At 66.1% G+C, this 17,784-nt stretch carries 13 protein-coding genes; all 13 read left to right on the top strand.

The window, feature by feature from the left end; translation table 11 throughout:
- Positions 1-60 precede the first annotated feature (60 nt).
- The 13 genes from P9875_RS08450 to P9875_RS08510 all read left to right on the top strand — a co-directional run bounded on the left by P9875_RS08450 (position 61) and on the right by P9875_RS08510 (position 17,754).
- Complete coding sequence (locus P9875_RS08450) at positions 61-819, top strand: 3-hydroxyacyl-CoA dehydrogenase (RefSeq protein ID WP_278318100.1); 759 nt, start codon at positions 61-63, stop codon at positions 817-819.
- 84 nt (positions 820-903) lie between these two features.
- The gene (gene ggt, locus P9875_RS08455) at positions 904-2,679 is read left to right on the top strand and encodes a gamma-glutamyltransferase (protein WP_278318102.1); all 1,776 of its coding nucleotides are present in this window, start codon (positions 904-906) and stop codon (positions 2,677-2,679) included.
- Between the two features lie 108 nt (positions 2,680-2,787).
- The gene (locus P9875_RS08460; protein ID WP_034751717.1) at positions 2,788-3,957 is read left to right on the top strand and encodes a patatin-like phospholipase family protein; all 1,170 of its coding nucleotides are present in this window, start codon (positions 2,788-2,790) and stop codon (positions 3,955-3,957) included.
- A 105-nt stretch (positions 3,958-4,062) separates the two neighbouring features.
- Positions 4,063-8,241, top strand: coding sequence for a hybrid sensor histidine kinase/response regulator (locus tag P9875_RS08465; RefSeq protein WP_278318103.1), 4,179 nt, complete (start codon positions 4,063-4,065; stop codon positions 8,239-8,241).
- Positions 8,242-8,327: 86 nt separating this feature from the next.
- On the top strand, positions 8,328-9,038 hold the full coding sequence (locus P9875_RS08470) for a response regulator (protein WP_035828776.1): 711 nt from the start codon (positions 8,328-8,330) through the stop codon (positions 9,036-9,038).
- A 92-nt stretch (positions 9,039-9,130) separates the two neighbouring features.
- Positions 9,131-10,750 (top strand): AMP-binding protein, encoded by a 1,620-nt coding sequence (locus P9875_RS08475; protein WP_278318104.1) that lies wholly within the window; start codon positions 9,131-9,133, stop codon positions 10,748-10,750.
- Positions 10,747-13,122, top strand: coding sequence for a bifunctional salicylyl-CoA 5-hydroxylase/oxidoreductase (locus P9875_RS08480; protein WP_278318105.1), 2,376 nt, complete (start codon positions 10,747-10,749; stop codon positions 13,120-13,122). Before P9875_RS08475 ends, P9875_RS08480 begins: the two co-directional genes overlap by 4 nt.
- Before the next feature lie 19 nt (positions 13,123-13,141).
- Positions 13,142-13,924: an SDR family NAD(P)-dependent oxidoreductase gene (locus P9875_RS08485; protein WP_423221825.1), complete on the top strand. Its 783-nt coding sequence runs from the start codon at positions 13,142-13,144 to the stop codon at positions 13,922-13,924.
- Between the two features lie 13 nt (positions 13,925-13,937).
- Entirely contained in the window at positions 13,938-14,465 is a 528-nt protein-coding gene (locus P9875_RS08490; RefSeq protein WP_176388659.1) for a MarR family winged helix-turn-helix transcriptional regulator, read from the top strand.
- 2 nt (positions 14,466-14,467) lie between these two features.
- Positions 14,468-15,322 (top strand): enoyl-CoA hydratase family protein, encoded by an 855-nt coding sequence (locus tag P9875_RS08495; protein ID WP_176388658.1) that lies wholly within the window; start codon positions 14,468-14,470, stop codon positions 15,320-15,322.
- Between the two features lies 1 nt (position 15,323).
- A complete protein-coding gene (locus tag P9875_RS08500) occupies positions 15,324-16,475 on the top strand; it encodes an acyl-CoA dehydrogenase family protein (protein WP_278318106.1) in 1,152 nt (383 codons plus the stop codon).
- A gap of 26 nt (positions 16,476-16,501) precedes the next feature.
- The gene (locus tag P9875_RS08505) at positions 16,502-16,894 is read left to right on the top strand and encodes a RidA family protein (protein ID WP_035828787.1); all 393 of its coding nucleotides are present in this window, start codon (positions 16,502-16,504) and stop codon (positions 16,892-16,894) included.
- 119 nt (positions 16,895-17,013) lie between these two features.
- A complete protein-coding gene (locus P9875_RS08510) occupies positions 17,014-17,754 on the top strand; it encodes a PEP_CTERM-anchored TLD domain-containing protein (protein WP_278318109.1) in 741 nt (246 codons plus the stop codon).
- Positions 17,755-17,784 lie beyond the last annotated feature (30 nt).

Consider the following 17,784-nt stretch of genomic DNA (forward strand, 5'->3'; position numbering starts at 1 on the left):
ATCATGTGCCATGCAACTATCAGGCGCCGGGAACACGGCACTTATTACTCAGGAGATTTCATGCAGATTCAGGACAATGTATTCATCATCACGGGCGGCGCATCGGGCCTGGGTGCGGCCACGGCGCGCATGCTGACGGCGGCCGGCGGCAAGGTCGTGCTGGCAGACGTGCAGACGGAGGCGGGCCAGGCGCTGGCAGCGGAACTGAACGGCGTGTTCGTGCAGTGCGACGTGACGTCGGAAGATGACGGCCTGGCCGTGGTGGCGGCCGCGACCAAATTAGGTACCTTGCGCGGCCTGGTCAACTGCGCCGGCGTGGCGCCGGCCGTGAAAACCGTGGGCAAGGATGGCCCGCATCCGCTGGCCCTGTTCCAGAAAGTCGTCAACATCAACCTGGTCGGCACCTTCAATATGTGCCGCCTGGCGGCCGACGCCATGGCCAAGCAGGATGCCACCGCTGAAGGCGAGCGCGGCGTCATCATCAACACGGCGTCCGTGGCGGCCTACGATGGCCAGATCGGCCAGGCCGCGTATGCGTCGTCGAAGGCGGCCGTGGTGGGGCTGACCCTGCCGATGGCGCGCGACCTGTCGCGCAACGGCATCCGCGTGATGACGGTGGCGCCCGGCATTTTCGAAACGCCGATGTTGCTGGGCATGCCGGCCGAAGTGCAGGATGCGCTGGGCAAGATGGTGCCGTTCCCATCGCGCCTGGGCAAGCCAGGCGAATACGCGCAACTGGTGAAAGCCATCGTGGAAAACGTCATGCTCAATGGCGAGACTATCCGCCTGGACGGCGCGATCCGCATGCAGCCAAAGTAAGTTGGGCATGATTTGATGTAGGATACCCCCGTATGGGGCGTACAGCCTTGCTCGGCTGTGCGCCCTTTTTTTATCGGAGAATCCATGATCACATTGAAGCCGCTGGCGCTGAGCCTGACCTTGCTGGGAGCCCTGGCTGCCAGTCCCGCATTTGCCGAGGTGCCGCAAAAGGCGCCGGAAATCGCCACCGCGTATGCGGAAAAATCGGGCTGGGCGGCGCAGAAATTCATGGTCGCCGCCGCCAATCCGCTGGCCGCCGATGCTGGCTACCAGATGCTGAAAAAGGGCGGCAGCGCCATCGACGCGGCCATCGCCACGCAGCTGGTACTCACCTTGGTCGAGCCGCAATCATCGGGCATCGGCGGCGGCGCATTCCTGCTGTACTCCACGGCCAAGGGCGTGCAGGCGTTCGACGGGCGCGAAACGGCGCCGGCCGCCGCCGATGAACACCTGTTTCAGAATGCGGACGGCAGCCCCGTCTCGCGCGCCACGGGCGTGGTGGGCGGACGTTCCGTGGGCGCGCCCGGCGTGCTGCGCATGCTGGAACTGGCGCACAAGGAACACGGCAAGCTGCCGTGGGCCACCCTGTTCGGCCCCGCCATCAAGTTGGCGTACGGCGGCTTTCCCGTCAGCCAGCGTCTCAACGGCTTGCTGAACTGGGACCAGGCCCTGAAGCGCGACCCCGTCGCCGCCGCCTATTTCTATGACAAAGAGGGCAAGGCCTGGCCCGTCGGCCACGTGCTGAAAAACCCGCAGCTGGCGCGCACCCTGCGCGAGATCGCCCGTGGCGGCGCCGACGCCTTTTACAACGGCCGCATCGCGCGCGACATCGCCGCCAAGGTGGCGTCGCACCCGACCAATCCCGGCAAGCTGACGGCGCAGGACATCGCCGGCTACCGGGCCAAGGTGCGCGAACCCGTCTGCAGCGATTACAAGGCCTGGACCGTGTGCGGCATGCCGCCGCCATCGTCGGGCGGCATCGCCATCGCGCAGATGCTGGGCATCCTGGAAGTGAAGGATATCCGCCCGTATGCACCCGTCGACGGCGTGCTCGATGCGCAAGCGATCCACCTGTTCTCGGAAGCGGGGCGCCTGGCCTACGCGGACCGCAACCGCTACGTGGCCGACACGGACTTCGTGCCGCTGCCCGGCAACGGTATCGCCTCGATGCTCGATAAAACCTATCTGGCGCAGCGCGCCTCGCTGATCGGCGACAAATCCATGGGCAAAGCCAAACCCGGCACGCCGCCCGGCATGCAGGTGGCGTGGGGCATGGATAACGCGCTGCAGCGCCCGTCGACGTCGCACCTGGTGGCCGTCGACGCGTTTGGGGGCGGCTTGTCGATGACCACCAGCGTGGAAGACGCCTTCGGTTCGCGCCAGATGGTCGACGGCTTTTTGCTCAATAACCAGCTGACGGATTTCTCGTTCGATTCGCGCGATGCGGACGGTCCCATCGCCAACCGCGTCGAAGCGGGCAAGCGTCCGCGCAGCGCCATGTCGCCCACCCTCGTGTTCGAGAAGGGCACGCACAAGCTGGTGCTGGCGACGGGTTCGCCCGGCGGCTCGTCCATCATCAATTATGTCGCCAAGGTCCTCGTCGGCACCATGGACTGGGGCTTGAACGTGCAGCAGGCGATCAGCCTGCCGAACTTCGGCAGCCGCAACGGTCCGACGGAACTGGAAAAAGGCCGCGCGCCGGCCGCGCAAGTCGAGGCGCTGCAGGCCATGGGCCACGAGGTGCGCGTCATCGAACAGAACTCGGGCTTGCAGGGCATCATGCGCCTGAATGCGCATGGCAAGGATTTCTGGTTTGGGGGGGCGGATCCACGGCGTGAAGGCATGGTCAGGGGTGATTGACTTTTTGATTGCTACTGTTTAGCCCAAAGGCAAAAGCTGGGGTCAGACCCGACGGGTCTGACCCCGAATCTTTTCCACAAAGCATCCAGACCCTGCTAATCTGCCGGCATGGGAATGCAAAATAAAACAGGCTTGATATTGACGGGAGGAGGCGCCCGTGCCGCCTACCAGGTGGGCGTGCTGCAGGCGATTTCGGCGATACTGTGGGAAGCGGGCTGGGCGCCGGCGCGCAACCCGTTCGACATCATCTGCGGCACCTCGGCTGGCGCCATCAACGCCACGGCGCTGGCCTGCCGCGCCGACAATTTCGGCGAAGGTGTGCAAAAGCTGCTCGACGTGTGGCAGCACATCGAAGTCGAGCAAGTCTACCGCGCCGACTCGCTGGGCGTGATCCGCTCGGGCGCGCGCTGGCTGTCGTTGCTGTCGTTCGGCTGGCTGCTGCGCCAGTGGCATGCGTCGCCGCCCAGTTCCCTGCTCGACAATACTCCGCTGGTCAGCCTGCTGCACCGCATGCTCGACCTGCCGCGCCTGGACGCGGCCCTGGCCGACGGCTTGCTGCATGCGCTGGCCGTGACGGCGTCGTCGTATTCGGGCAGCCGCCACATGACGTTTTACCAGACTGCTGAGGATATCGCGCCATGGGTGCGCACGCAGCGCCTGGCCCTGCCGGACCAGATCGGCGTGGAGCACTTGCTCGCCTCGGCCGCCATCCCCTTCATCTTCCCCGCCGTGCCCCTGTACGTGGGCGGCCAGCGCGAATACTGCGGCGACGGTTCCATGCGCCAGCTGGCGCCGATCTCGCCGGCGATCCACCTGGGCGCGAACAAGGTGCTGGTGGTGGGCGCGGGGCGCATGACGGAACCGGCGCCGGCCGCGTCCGAAGCGGCGCGCTACCCGAGCCTGGCGCAGATCGCCGGACATGCGCTGTCGTCGATTTTCCTCGATGGCCTGGCCGTCGACATCGAACGCCTGAACCGCATCAACCTGACTCTGTCGATGCTGCCACCCGAGTTGCTGGGCAAGACGGCCTTGCGTCCCGTGGAGTTGCTCGTCATCGCGCCGTCCGAGCGCCTCGACGCCATCGCCAGCCGGCATATCGGCAGTTTGCCGCGTCCCATCCGCACCATGTTGTCCGGTATCGGCGCGGCCGAAGCGCGCGGCGCGGCGCTGGCATCGTATTTATTGTTCGAATCGACGTATACTAACGAGCTGATCCGTCTTGGACAGCGCGATACGCAAGCCCGCAAGGATGATGTCCTGGCGTTCTTTGGTTCCTGAGACGGCCCTTGGAGCGGCGTGCGGGTTTTTCGCGTTTTTTTTGACAGGACGACTGTGCTGGTATTTCGACGTGTTTGCGATGTGGTGTTGTTATTCAGTCTACTGTTGAGTGGCTGGGCCGCGGCGGCGCCCGCGCCCACCCTGCGTTTCGACCAGCTCAGCGTCGACCAGGGCCTGGCGCAGGAATCGGTGCTGGCCATCGCCCAGGACCGGCAGGGCTATATGTGGTTCGGCAGCCAGTCTGGCCTGAGCCGCTACGATGGCTACCGCATGGTCGTCTACAAAAATATCGAAGGCGACAAGACCAGCCTGGCCGACAACTGGGTGGGCGAGCTGCACGTCGATAGCCAGGGCCAGCTGTGGGTCGGCACCGACAATGGCCTGGACCGCTTCGACGCCGCCAGCCAGACCTTCATCCACTACGCCCCGGCCGAAAAGAGCAAGCGCGGCAATGGCAACCGGCATATCCACGCCATCCTCGACGATGGCGCGCGCGGCTTCTGGATCGCCACCTCGGACGGCTTGCAGCATTTCGACCCGGCCACAGGTACCTTCCGCACCTGGCACCATGAAGAAGGCAAGCCGCACAGCCTGGGCGACAATGAAATCAAGGCGCTGGCGCTGGACGCGCAGCAGCGCCTGTGGATCGGCACGGTCACGGGCCTGGACATGCTGGCGCCGGGCAGCGACCGCTTCGAGCACTTTGCCGTCGACACGGATCCTGGCTCGAAGTACAACGTCATCCAGTCGCTGCTGATCGACCGCCAGCAGAACCTGTGGATCGGCACCATGGCCGGCGCCGAGCGCTGGCGCCTGGGCGCCGCCGGCCAGGCACCGCAGTCGCGCCTGCGCCTGAATGAAAAACAGGGCTTTTCCGCCATCCGCGTGGCCAGCCTGTATCAGGATATCGACGCCACGGTCTGGCTGGGCAGCAATGCCGATGGCCTGTTCCGCTGGCTGCCCGAGAGCGACACCTTCCTGCAGTACCGGCACCAGATGGGCGACAAGTTCAGCGTCGCCGACAACCAGCTGTCATCCTTGTACCGCGACCGCGCCGGCACCTTCTGGGTCGGCTCCTGGTACAACGGCGTGAGCCGGGTCGACCTGGGCAGCGGCGGCTTTTCGCGCATGGCGCGCGCGCCCGGCGACGTGGGCGCGCTGGCGGACAAGAAAGTGCGCGCCGTGGCCGACGCGGGCAATGGCAAGCTTTGGCTGGCCACCAAGGGCGGCCTGAAACTGTACGACACGCGCGACGGCAGCTCGCGCCTGTTCGACCTGCGCAGTTCGCCCGGCATGTCGCGCGACGAGCAGGTCACCACCCTGTACAAGGCGCCGGACGGCGTGCTGTGGGTGGGCGGCTCGACGGGCTTGCACCGCTTCGATCCGGCACTCGGGCGTTTCTTTACCATGCGCTTTGCCGCCGGCGATCCGAACAGCGACACCATCCGCAATATCGTGAGCGACCGCAGCGGCATGCTGTGGGTCTCGACGCGCGGCGGCGTGCACCGCTTCGACCCCTCGACCAAGCGCTTTACCACCTACCGCCATGACCCGGCCAACCCGAACAGCCTGTCCGACAATATGGTGCGGCCCGTGCTGGAAGACGGCAAGGGGCGCTTGTGGATCGGCTCCTTCCACGGCCTGGACTTGCTCGACCGCGCCACTGGCCACTTCCGCCATTTCCGCCACGATCCGCAAAACCCGCAGAGCCTGAGCCACGACGAAGTGCATTTCCTGCACGAGGACAAGCGCGGCGTGCTGTGGGTGGGCACGGCCAATGGCCTGAACCGCATGGACGTCGACGCCAAGGGCGAGATCCGATTCCGGCGCTTCGTGCGCAAGGATGGCATGGCCGACGATGCCGTCGCCAGCATCCTCGGCGACGACAACGAGCAGCTGTGGCTGAGCACGAATAGCGGCATCACGCGGCTCGACATGCGCAGCGGCCTGTTTCGCAACTACGACAGCGCCGACGGCACCGTGGAAGGCTCGTACTTCGATGGCGCGGCCCTGCGCGCGTCCGACGGCACCATGTACTTCGGCGGCTTTAACGGCATGACGGCGTTCGTGCCGCAGGATATCCACGACAACCGCGTGCCGCCGCTGGTGTCCATCACGGAGCTGCAGATCTTCAACAAGCCGGTGGCCATCGGCCGCGGCGAGTTCGCGCACGTGCTCAGGACGGCCATCGACCATACGCGCCAGCTGGTGCTGACCAGCCGCGAAAGCGTCTTTTCGCTGGAATTCGCAGCCCTGCATTTCGCCGCGCCCCAGCGCAACATGTTCGCCTACCGGCTCGAAGGCTTCGACCAGGAATGGGTCATGACGGATGCGGGCCGGCGCTTTGCCACCTACACCAACCTTGATGCCGGCAATTACGTGTTTCGCGTCAAGGCGGCCAACAAGGACGGCGTGTGGAACGAGAGCGGCGCCACCCTGGCCATCACGATTTTGCCGCCGTTCTGGAAAACCTGGTGGTTCCGCACCCTGATGGCGGCGCTGCTGCTGGGCGCCATCTATGGCGCGTACCGCCAGCGCGTACGCGCGCTGCGGCATCAGCAGAATGAACTGGAAAAGCAGGTCAGCGAACGCACGGCCGAGTTGCAGAGCAAGGAAATCGAAGTGCTGGCCCAGTCGGAAAAGCTGGCGCAAGTGAACAGCAGCCTGACGAAAAACGAGGAAAGCCTGCGCCAGGCCAAGCGCAAGGCCGAGGATGCGACGCGCCAGAAGTCGGAATTTTTGGCCAACATGAGCCACGAGATGCGCACGCCGCTGGCCGGCGTGATCGGCATGCTGGGCTTTGCCCTGCGCGACGAGCAGCTGCACGACGCCACGCGCGAGCAGATCCTGCGCGGCCAGGCCAACGCCCAGTCGCTGCTGGTGATCATCAATGACTTGCTCGATTTTTCCAAGATCGAGGCGGGCAAGCTGAGTATCGAAAACATCGACTTCGCGCTCGGCGCGGCCATCGAGACGGTCGTCAGCCTGTTCGAGGAGCAGGCGGCTGCGCGCAGCATCGGTTTCTCCATCGATTTCGCGCCCGACCTGCCACCGTTCGTGGTGGGCGACCCGACCCGTTTGCGCCAGGTGCTGGTCAACCTGGTCGGCAATGCCTTCAAGTTCACCCAGCGCGGCGGCGTCAGCGTCTGCGTCGAGCGGGCCGGCGTGGCCAGCGGCAGCGGCGGACGGCGTGTCAACCTGATCCGCTTTACGGTCAGCGACAGCGGCATCGGCATCGATGCGGACGCGATGGCGCGCCTGTTCCAGAAGTTCGAGCAGGCCGACGCCAGCACCACGCGTCGCTACGGCGGCACGGGGCTGGGCCTGGCGATCTGCCGCCAGCTGGTCGAATTGATGGAGGGCGAGATCGAGGTGGCCAGCACACCGGGGCAGGGCAGCACCTTTGCCTTCACCTTGCCGCTGGCCGACGGCGTGGCGCCGCCGCTGGTGCCGCAGGTGGCGCTGGCGCCGCACAGCCACCAGTTGCGCGTGCTGTGCGCGGAAGACTTCCCCACCAACCAGATCATCATCCGCGTCATGCTCGAGGAACTGGGGCACCGGGTCGACGTCGTCGCCAACGGCGTGCTGGCGGTGGCCGCCTGCGTGCATACGCGCTATGACCTGATCCTGATGGACGGGCGCATGCCGGAGATGGACGGCGCCACGGCGACGCGCTTGATCCGCGTGGGCGGCTGGCCGGACCAGCCCGTGCGCGACCAGGAACTGATGATCGTGGCCCTGACGGCGAACGCCAGCGATGAAGACCGCAACCGTTATCTTGGCGTCGGTATGGATGATTTCCTCAGCAAACCGGTGGACGAGGCGGTGCTGCATGGCTTGCTGGCGCGCGCCATCGAGCGCCAGCTGCAGCGCGGTTTCATGTTGCCGCGCATGCCGTCGGATGCGCCGCGCGCCGCCGCGCGCGGGCAGGCCGAACTCGACGCCCTGTTCGGCATCGCGCCGGCGGTTCCCGTGCCGGCGCCTGCCCAGTCCATCCGCAGCGGCGAACTGCAACGGCGCATCCGCGTCGCCTTCCTCGCCGACCTGGAGGGGCGTTTGCGTGAACTCGACGCCGCCCTGGCGGCGCAGGACAAGGACAACGCCGGGCGCCTGCTGCACGGTTTGAAGGGCAGCGCCGCCTATCTCGATGAAACGCAGCTGCACATGCTGTGCACGGAAATGGAGGAGGCGGCGGACGGCGGGCGCTGGACGCAGGTGGCCCTGCATTTGCCGCAATTGCGCGCACTGTTGGCGCAAATAGCCGTTTCTGGCAAGGAAATGTAAAATAGGCAATGCCGGCCATCGAGCGCGCGGCCAAACTGGGTAGAATATGGCCAGGCACCGTGACGCTGCCGCCTATGGAGAAAGCAATGAAAGTACTGGTGGTTGACGATGATGTCGTGTCGCGCATGGTATTGATGCATCTGATCGACAGCTGCGGCGTGCACGATATCGTGGAAGCCGAAGATGGCGCGGCGGCGTGGGAGCAGCTTGAAGGCGGCTTGCGTCCGTCGCTGTGCTTCTGCGATTTGCGCATGCCGCGCCTGTCCGGCATGGAGCTGCTGCAGAAAATCCGCTCCGACAGCGCGCTCGATGCCATGCCGCTGGTGCTCGTGTCGTCGGCGAATGACCAGGACACGGTGCGCGACGCCGTGCAGGCCGGCGCCGCCGGCTACATCGTCAAGCCCTTCCAGCCGGAGCAGGTGCGCCAGCATATCGACGCCTGCTTCGACGTTTCCGCCTTGCCGGCCGAGGCGCCGCGCGACACCTTGCAGCGCCTGGGCATCGACAGCGAACGTCTGCTGGCCTACCTGACGGGCTTCCAGGGACAGATAGTCGCCGCCGGCGAACAGGTCGACGCCTTGCTGGCGCGCGGCGAACCGGCTCAGGCGCGCCAGCAGCTCGAACGCCTGCACCTCGGTTGCCGCACCCTGGGTCTGCACGGCGCGGAAGCGGGCATGATGGCCCTGCTGCAGGCCGCGGTGCTCGACGGCGGCCAGATACAAACGGCCCTGGCCGCGCTGGCGCGCAGCGTGGCGCAGCAGGCGCGTCTGGCACAGAAGCCGGACGGCGCTGGCTGAATCCGCTGTTTTCCGCTTGCCGGGAAAATACTTTAGGTTTAAAGTATCTTCTTCCGGGCCTTTGCACGCGCCCGTCACCAGCCAGGACGAGCATGAGCAGCGACCCTTCGCCTACCACCGCATCTCCCCGGGACGACTTCGCGCGCGCGCACTTGCCGCCGCGCGCGCTCTGGCCGCAGTTGTGCCTGGACTTGCCCGAGCTGCAGTATCCGGCGCGCCTCAATTGCGTCGCCGCGCTGCTCGATGCGGCCGTGGCCAATGGCGGCGGTGGACGCACCGCCATCCTCGCCGACGGCCAGCGCTGGACTTACGCGCAGCTGGCGCGCCAGGTCGACCGCATCGCCCACGTGCTGAGCGCAGACCTGGGCCTGATCCCCGGCAACCGCGTGCTGCTGCGCGGCGCGAATACCCCCATGATGGCCGCCTGCCTGCTGGCCGTGCTGAAGGCCGGCTGCATCGCCGTGCCCACCATGCCGCTGCTGCGCGCGCGCGAACTGTCCACGATTATCATCAAGGCGGAAGTGAACGCCGTGCTGTGCGCGCAAGGCTTGCGCGCGGAGCTCGATGGCGTGCCCGGCTTGCCGGCCATGCTGTGCTTTGGCGCCGATGACGCGGAACTGGAGCAGCGCATGGCGGCCCACGCTGCACCGTTTGCCGCGTGCGATACGGCGGCCGATGACGTCTGCCTGATCAGCTTTACCTCGGGCACGACGGGCGTCCCCAAAGGCACCATGCACATGCACCGCGACTTGCTGGCCATCTGCGACTGCTTTCCCCGCTCCATGCTGCAGGTGCGCGCCGGCGATATCTTCATCGGCACGCCGCCGCTGGCGTTCACCTTCGGCCTTGGCGGCCTGCTGCTGTTCCCGCTGCGCTTTGGCGCTTGTACCGTGCTGCTGGAAAAACTCACGCCCGAGGGCCTGCTGCGCGCCATCGGCGCCTATCAGGCCACCATCTGCTTCACGGCGCCCACCTTTTACCGCCAGATGGCGCCCCTGGCCGCGCAGCACGACGTGCGCAGCCTGCGTTTGTGCGTGTCGGCCGGCGAGGCGCTGCCGCTGGCCACGCGCGACGCCTGGCAGGCGGCGACGGGCCTGGCCATGACGGACGGCATCGGCGCCACCGAAATGCTGCACATCTTCATTTCCGCCACGGGCGAGGGCATCCGCCGCGGCGCCATTGGCAAGGCCATTCCCGGCTACCAGGCATGCATCGTCGATGAGGCCGGCGTGCCGCAGCCGCCCGGCGTGACGGGCCGCCTGGCCGTGAAAGGCCCCACCGGTTGCCGCTACCTGTCCGACCCGCGCCAGCGCGAGTATGTGCAGAACGGCTGGAACCTGACGGGCGACACCTTCGAGATGGATGCCGACGGCTATTTCTATTACCGCTCGCGCAGCGACGACATGATCGTCTCGGCCGGCTACAACATCGCCGGCCCGGAAGTGGAAGAGGCGCTGCTGCGCCACCCCGCCGTGGCCGAATGCGGCGTGGTCGGGCGCGCCGATGCCGAGCGTGGCCAGATCGTCGAAGCGCACATCGTGCTGAAAGACGGCTGCCAGGCCAGCGATGCGCTGGCGGCCGAACTGCAGGACTTCGTGCGCCAGCAGATCGCCCCCTATAAATACCCGCGCGCCATCCGCTTCCTGCCTTCCCTGCCGCGCACGGAAACGGGCAAGCTGCAGCGCTTCAAACTTCGCACGGATACGCCATGAATATTGTCTGCATCGGCGGCGGCCCCGCCGGCCTGTATTTCAGCCTGCTCATGAAAAAGCAGAACCCGGATCACCGCATCACCGTCATCGAGCGCAACCGCCCGTATGACACGTTTGGCTGGGGCGTCGTGTTTTCCGACCAGACCCTGGGCAACCTGGCCAACGCGGACGAGCCGACCGCGCGCGCCATCCTGCAGGCGTTCAACCACTGGGACGATATCGAGATCCACTTCAAGGGCCAGACCGTGCGCTCGGGCGGCCATGGCTTTTGCGGCATCGGCCGCAAGCGCCTGCTCAACATCCTGCAGGCGCGCTGCGAGGAACTTGGCGTGCAGCTGGTGTTCGAGACGGAAGTGCAGGACGACCAGGCCATCGCGCAGCAGTACGGCGCCGACCTGGTGATCGCCAGCGACGGCTTGAACAGCCGCATCCGCACGCGTTATGCGGCCAGCTACCAGCCCGAGATCGAGCAGCGCCAGTGCCGCTTCGTCTGGCTCGGCACGCGCAAGAAATTCGAGGCATTCACGTTTGCCTTCCGCCAGACGCCGCACGGCTGGTTCCAGGCGCATATCTATCAATACGATGGCGACACCTCCACCTTCATCGTCGAAACGCCCGAACACGTGTGGCGCGCGGCGGGTTTGGATGCCATGAGCCAGGAAGAGGGCATCGCCTTTTGCGAAGCGCTGTTCGCCGAGGAGCTCGACGGGCAAGGATTGCTGAGCAATTCGCCGCACTTGCGCGGCTCGGCGCAGTGGATCACCTTCCCGCGCATCGTTTGCCGCCAGTGGGTGCATGTACAGGACGGCGTGCCCGTCGTGCTGATGGGCGACGCGGCCCACACGGCGCATTACTCGATTGGCTCGGGCACCAAGCTGGCGCTGGAAGACGCCATCGAGCTGGCCCGCTGCTTCGGCCAGCATGCGGAAGCTGGTGCCGCGCTGGGCGCCTACCAGCAGGCGCGCGCGGTCGAGGTGCTGAAAATCCAGAGCGCGGCGCGCAATTCCATGGAGTGGTTTGAAAACGTCGAGCGCTACAGCGCCATGGAAGCGCCGCAGTTCGCCTATTCCATGCTCACGCGCAGCCAGCGCATTTCGCATGAAAACCTGCGCCTGCGCGACCCTGCGTATGTGTCCGATTATGAACGGTGGCTGGCGCGGCGCGCGGGCGAGCAGGCTGGAGTGGCGATGCGGGACGAGGCCCTGCCGCCCATGCTCACGCCCTTCCGGCTGCGCGGCGTGCTGCTGAAAAACCGCATCGCCGTCTCGCCCATGGCGCAATACAGCGCCGTCGATGGCGTGGCGGGAGATTACCATCTGATGCACCTGGGCGCGCGCGCCATGGGCGGCGCGGGTCTCGTGTTTGCCGAGATGACGTGCGTGTCGGCCGATGCGCGCATCACGCCCGCCTGCCCCGGCATGTACAGCGAAGCCCACACGCAGGCGTGGCGCCGCATCGTCGATTTCGTGCATGCGAACAGCGATGCGAAGATCGCCCTGCAACTGGGCCACGCAGGGGCGAAAGGCTCGACGCAGCCCATGTGGGACGGCATCGACCTGCCCTTGAAGAAAGATAACTGGCCGCTGCTGGCGGCCTCGGAACAGCAATACCTGGCCGGCGTGTCGCAGGTGGCGCGCGCGGCCACGGAAAGCGACCTGGCGCGCATCGAGCAGGACTTCGTGCGCGCCACCCTGGCCGCCGCCGTCGCCGGTTTCGACTGGCTGGAACTGCATTGCGCGCATGGTTATCTGCTGTCGAGTTTTATCTCGCCGCTGACCAACCGCCGCACGGACGACTATGGCGGCAGCCTGGAAAACCGCTGCCGCTATCCGCTGCGCGTGTTCCGCGCCATGCGCGCCGCCTGGCCGCAGGATAAACCGATGAGCGTGCGCATCTCGGCCCACGACTGGGTCGAAGGCGGCATCACGCCAGATGACGCGGTGCGCATCGCGCGCCTGTTCAAGCAGGCGGGCGCCGACCTGATCGACTGTTCCTCGGGCCAGGTGAGCAAACTCGAACAGCCCGTATACGGGCGCATGTTCCAGGCGCCGTTCGCCGACCGCGTGCGCAACGAGGCGGGCATCGCCAGCATGGCCGTCGGCTCGATCTTCGAGGCGGATCACGCCAACAGCATCATCGCCGCCGGGCGCGCCGACCTGTGCGCCGTGGGCCGGCCGCACCTGGCCAACCCCGCCTGGACCCTGACGGAAATGGCGCGCATCGGCTACAGCGGCGCAGGCGCAGCGTGGCCGAAACAGTACCGGCCGGGCCAGCAGCAGCTGGAACGCAATCTGCAGCGCGAGCGCCAGCTGGCCGCCGCCAATACGGGCCTCACCCCGCAACAGGTGGCCGCGCGGCTGCTGGAAGGATGACATGAGCAAGGAAGCATTGATGGACACGCTGTTAGAAAAACACGCGCTGGTGACGGGCGCCGGCAGCGGCATCGGCTTCGCGTGCGCGGGCGCCTTGCTGGACGCGGGCGCCAGGGTCACCCTGGCCGGGCGCGATGGCGCGCGGCTGGCGCGCGCGCGCATGCAGCTGGAAGAGGCGGGCCACGCGGGCAGGGTCGCCGTCTGCGTGCTCGACGTGGCCGTGGAAGCGTCCGTGCAGGCGGGCTTCGCGCAGGCGGCCGCGCATTTCGGCCGCATCGATATATTGATCAATAACGCGGGCCAGGCGCATGCGGCGCCCTTCGGCAAGACGGATGCCGCCATCTGGCAGCAGATGCTGGCCGTGAACCTGACGGGCGTGTATCACTGCTGCCATGCCGCCATGCCGGCCATGCTGGAAGCGGGCTGGGGCCGCATCGTCAACGTGGCGTCGACGGCGGGCCTGAAGGGTTATCGCTACGTCAGCGCCTATGTCGCCGCCAAGCATGGCGTGATCGGCCTGACGCGCGCGCTGGCGCTGGAAGTGGCGCCGCGCGGCGTCACCGTCAACGCCGTCTGCCCCGGCTACACGGAAACGGACATGGTGGCGCAGGCCGTGCAAAACATCGTGCGCAAGACGGGGCGCGGCGAAGACGCGGCGCGCGCGGAACTGGCGGCCAGCAACCCGCAGCAGCGGCTGGTGCAGCCGCGCGAAGTGGCCGATGCGGTGGCGTGGCTATGCCTGCCCGCGTCGGCCGCCATGAATGGACAATCGATCGCCGTCGCCGGCGGCGAAGTCATGTAACTGAGTGAAGACCATGGATAAAGAACCCGAAAATTTGCAGGACGAAGCCGTACCGGAAGAGCCGGTGCTGGACCTGGCGAGCCGGCTGACGCAGGACCACCACCAGTCGCTGAAATTGTGGCTGCGCATGCTGTCATGTACGGTCAAAATTGAAAACGAGGTGCGCACGCGCCTGCGCGCCACCTTCGGCATCACCTTGCCCCGCTTCGACTTGATGGCGCAGCTTGAACGCTTTCCCGAAGGCTTGCGCATGGGCGAACTGTCCCGGCGCATGATGGTCACGGGCGGCAATATCACGGGCATCACCGACCAGCTGGAACAGGAAAAGCTGGTGGTGCGCGTGGTCGACCCGAAAGACCGTCGCTCCTACAGCGTCAAGCTGACGCCGGCGGGCCGGCGCGCGTTCGACGAGATGGCGCGCGTGCACGAAGGCTGGATCGCCGAACTGCTGCACGGCGTGACGCCGGACGACAAAACCCGCTTGATCGACCTGCTGTCGCACATGAAACAGCAGTTGAATAACACCCCCATAAAGGACTGAGCATGCGCCATCTACCCGGCCAGCCGCAAGACCTGCCAGGCAACCGCGCCAGCCTGGCCGGCTACGCCGCGCGGCATTTTCTGTTTTCCGTCGACGCCGGCGTCGCCACCTTGACTTTGCACCGGCCCGAGCGCAAGAATCCGCTCACTTTTGACTCTTATGCGGAATTGCGCGAGCTGTTTCGCGCGCTGGCGCATGCGGACGACGTCAAGGCCGTCATCATCACGGGCAGTGGCGACAATTTCTGCTCGGGCGGCGACGTGCACGACATCATCGGCCCGCTGACAAAACTCGACATGCCCGGCTTGCTGGCCTTTACCCGCATGACGGGCGACGTGGTGAAAGCCATGCGCGCCTGCCCGCAGCCCATCATCGCCGCCATCGACGGCATTTGCGCGGGCGCCGGCGCCATGCTGGCGCTGGCCTCCGATATCCGCCTCGGCACGGCGCGCAGCAAGACGGCCTTTTTGTTTACCCGCGTGGGCCTGGCCGGCTGCGACATGGGTGCCTGCGCCTTGCTGCCGCGCGTGATCGGCCAGGGCCGCGCCGCCGAGCTGCTGTACACGGGGCGCTCGCTGACCGGCGCCGAGGGTGAACGCTGGGGCTGGCTCAACCGCCTGGTCGAACCCGAGGAGCTGGCCGAGGCGGCGCAGCTGTTCGCGGCCGGCCTGGCCAGCGGCCCCACCTTCGCCCATGGCATGACGAAAAAAATGCTGCAGCAGGAGTGGAACATGGGCGTCGACGAAGCGATCGAGGCGGAAGCCCAGGCGCAGGCCATTTGCATGGCCACCAACGATTTCCACCGCGCCTATCACGCTTTCGTGGCGAAGGAAAAACCACAATTCGAGGGTAACTGACATGCGTGACATGAGCTATCTGGACTGGCCATTTTTCGAAGCGCGCCACGCCGAACTCGAACGCGAGCTCGATGCCTGGGCGACGCTGCACCTGGACGACGCGCATGGTGCCGATGTCGATGCGGCTTGCCGCGCGCTGGTGGCGCAACTGGGGCAGGGTGGCTGGCTCGCGCACGCCACCGGCACCGACGGCAAGATCGACACGCGCACCATTTGCCTGATGCGCGAAACCCTGGCGCGCCACAATGGCCTGGCCGATTTCGCCTTTGCCATGCAGGGACTCGGTTCCGGCGCCATCGGCCTGTTTGGCAGTTTGGACAACAAGGCGCGCTATCTGCCGGACGTGGCCAGCGGCAAGCGCATCGCGGCTTTTGCCCTGTCCGAACCGCAGGCCGGCTCCGACGTGGCGGCCATGGCGTGCGCGGCGCGCCGCGATGGCGACGAGTATGTGCTCGACGGCGAAAAAACGTGGATCTCGAATGGCGGCATCGCCGATTTTTACGTGGTGTTCGCCCGCACGGGCGAGGCGCCCGGTGCGCGCGGCATCAGCGCCTTCATCGTCGACGCGGACAATCCCGGCCTGGAAATCGCCGAGCGCATTGCCGTGATCGCACCGCATCCGCTGGCGCGCCTGCGCTTTGCCAATTGCCGCGTGCCCGTGTCGCAGCGCCTGGGCGAGGCGGGGCAGGGCTTCAAGGTGGCCATGGCGACACTCGACGTGTTTCGCACGTCGGTGGCTGCCGCCGCGCTGGGCTTTGCGCGGCGCGCCTTCGATGAAGCGCTGCGCCACGCGACAAAGCGCCAGATGTTTGGCCAGACCCTGGCCGACTTCCAGCTGACGCAGGCGAAACTGGCGCAGATGGCGACCGGCATCGATGCGGCCGCCTTGCTCACCTACCGCGCCGCCTGGCAGCGCGACCAGGGCCGCAAGGTGACGAAGGAGGCGGCGATGGCCAAGCTGACAGCCACGGAAACGGCGCAGCAGGTAATCGACGCGGCCGTGCAGCTGTTCGGCGGCATGGGTGTGGTGAGCGACCATCCGGTCGAGCGCCTGTACCGCGAAATTCGCGCCTTGCGCATCTACGAGGGCGCCAGCGAAGTACAGCAATTGATCATCGCGCGCGAATTGCTGCGCGAGGCGGCGGACGCATGACCCGCATCAACAACGAGGAAAGCAATATGCAAGTGTTACAACCACCGGGATGGGCCAGGCCGCGCGGCTATGCGAATGGCGTGGCCGCCAGCGGACGCACGGTGTACGTCAGCGGCATGATAGGCTGGGATGCGCAGGGCCAGTTCCATACGGATGATTTTGCGGGACAGGTGCGCCAGGCCCTGCAGAATATCGTCGCCGTGCTGGCGGAGGCGGGCGCCTTGCCCGAGCACATCGTGCGCATGAACTGGTATGTGCTCGACAAGAAGGAATACGTGGCGGCGTATCCGCAAATCGGCGTGGCCTACCGCGAGCTGATCGGCAAGCATTTTCCTGCCATGACGGCCGTGCAGGTGGCCGGCCTGATCGAGGATCGCGCCAGGGTGGAAATCGAGGTGACGGCCGTGCTGCCGCCATGATGGCTGCAGTAAACTGTTGTATTAAGTGCATTTCAATTGAAATAAATTAATGCAATTAATGCATTTCCTTGTGCTATATTGATATGCCGAAAATTCGCGGTAATCACACAGGGGGAGCGATGCAACAACAAATCATGCTGAAAATCAAGGCGGTGCGGTCCGCCACCTTGCTCGCTGGCGCCTTGCTGTGCATCGGTAGCGTGCCTGCCGCGTCGGCGCAATCCTTGCTCAACGGCGCGCAGGAAGCGCAGCTGTCCGCCTGGCTGGGCGAAGGTCCGCTGGCGCTGACGGCCATCTACACGAAGTCGGCGGGCGACACCTCGCACGATTTCCATCTGGCGGCCGATGGCAGGGGACGCACGTTTTCCGTGATGCAGGCGAGCAACAGCGCCGGCCAGACCTGGCTGGTGGGCGGCTACAACCCGCAAAGCTGGAATTCGTCGGGCAACTACAACATGACGCCGGAAGACCGCGACCGCACGGCCTTCATCTTCAACCTGACTTCGGGCCAGCATTTCCGGCAAACGCCGAAAACCTATGCGCTGGACTCGGTGGGGTCGTATCAAACCTTCAATGACATCAACGCCGGCCCCACCTTCGGCATCGGCGCCGACCTGGGCATGTCGGCGGACCTGAGCACGAACGGCATTTCTTCGCGCTACTCGTACATCGACCCGGCCAATGGCATCTTCGGCGCAAGTTTGCTCGATGGCACGCCGTACGGCTCCTATCCCAACGTCACGTTTGGCGCCATGCAAGTATTTAGCGTCAGCGCCGTGCCGGAACCGGCAAGCTACGCGCTGATGCTGCTGGGTCTGGTGTCGCTGGCAGGCTGGCGCCGCAGGGCAGCCCGTGCTTGAGGATTGATCTTCGGTGATTTGCTTCAGGAT

The sequence above is a fragment of the Janthinobacterium rivuli genome (assembly GCF_029690045.1).
Taxonomy (GTDB): domain Bacteria; phylum Pseudomonadota; class Gammaproteobacteria; order Burkholderiales; family Burkholderiaceae_D; genus Janthinobacterium; species Janthinobacterium rivuli.

Coding starts and splice junctions, on each gene's coding strand:
- P9875_RS08450 (WP_278318100.1), top strand. CDS start 61: ATGCAGATTCAGGACAATGTATTCATCATCACGGGCGGCGCATCGGGC.
- ggt (WP_278318102.1), top strand. CDS start 904: ATGATCACATTGAAGCCGCTGGCGCTGAGCCTGACCTTGCTGGGAGCC.
- P9875_RS08460 (WP_034751717.1), top strand. CDS start 2,788: ATGGGAATGCAAAATAAAACAGGCTTGATATTGACGGGAGGAGGCGCC.
- P9875_RS08470 (WP_035828776.1), top strand. CDS start 8,328: ATGAAAGTACTGGTGGTTGACGATGATGTCGTGTCGCGCATGGTATTG.
- P9875_RS08475 (WP_278318104.1), top strand. CDS start 9,131: ATGAGCAGCGACCCTTCGCCTACCACCGCATCTCCCCGGGACGACTTC.
- P9875_RS08480 (WP_278318105.1), top strand. CDS start 10,747: ATGAATATTGTCTGCATCGGCGGCGGCCCCGCCGGCCTGTATTTCAGC.
- P9875_RS08485 (WP_423221825.1), top strand. CDS start 13,142: ATGGACACGCTGTTAGAAAAACACGCGCTGGTGACGGGCGCCGGCAGC.
- P9875_RS08490 (WP_176388659.1), top strand. CDS start 13,938: ATGGATAAAGAACCCGAAAATTTGCAGGACGAAGCCGTACCGGAAGAG.
- P9875_RS08495 (WP_176388658.1), top strand. CDS start 14,468: ATGCGCCATCTACCCGGCCAGCCGCAAGACCTGCCAGGCAACCGCGCC.
- P9875_RS08500 (WP_278318106.1), top strand. CDS start 15,324: ATGCGTGACATGAGCTATCTGGACTGGCCATTTTTCGAAGCGCGCCAC.
- P9875_RS08505 (WP_035828787.1), top strand. CDS start 16,502: ATGCAAGTGTTACAACCACCGGGATGGGCCAGGCCGCGCGGCTATGCG.
- P9875_RS08510 (WP_278318109.1), top strand. CDS start 17,014: ATGCAACAACAAATCATGCTGAAAATCAAGGCGGTGCGGTCCGCCACC.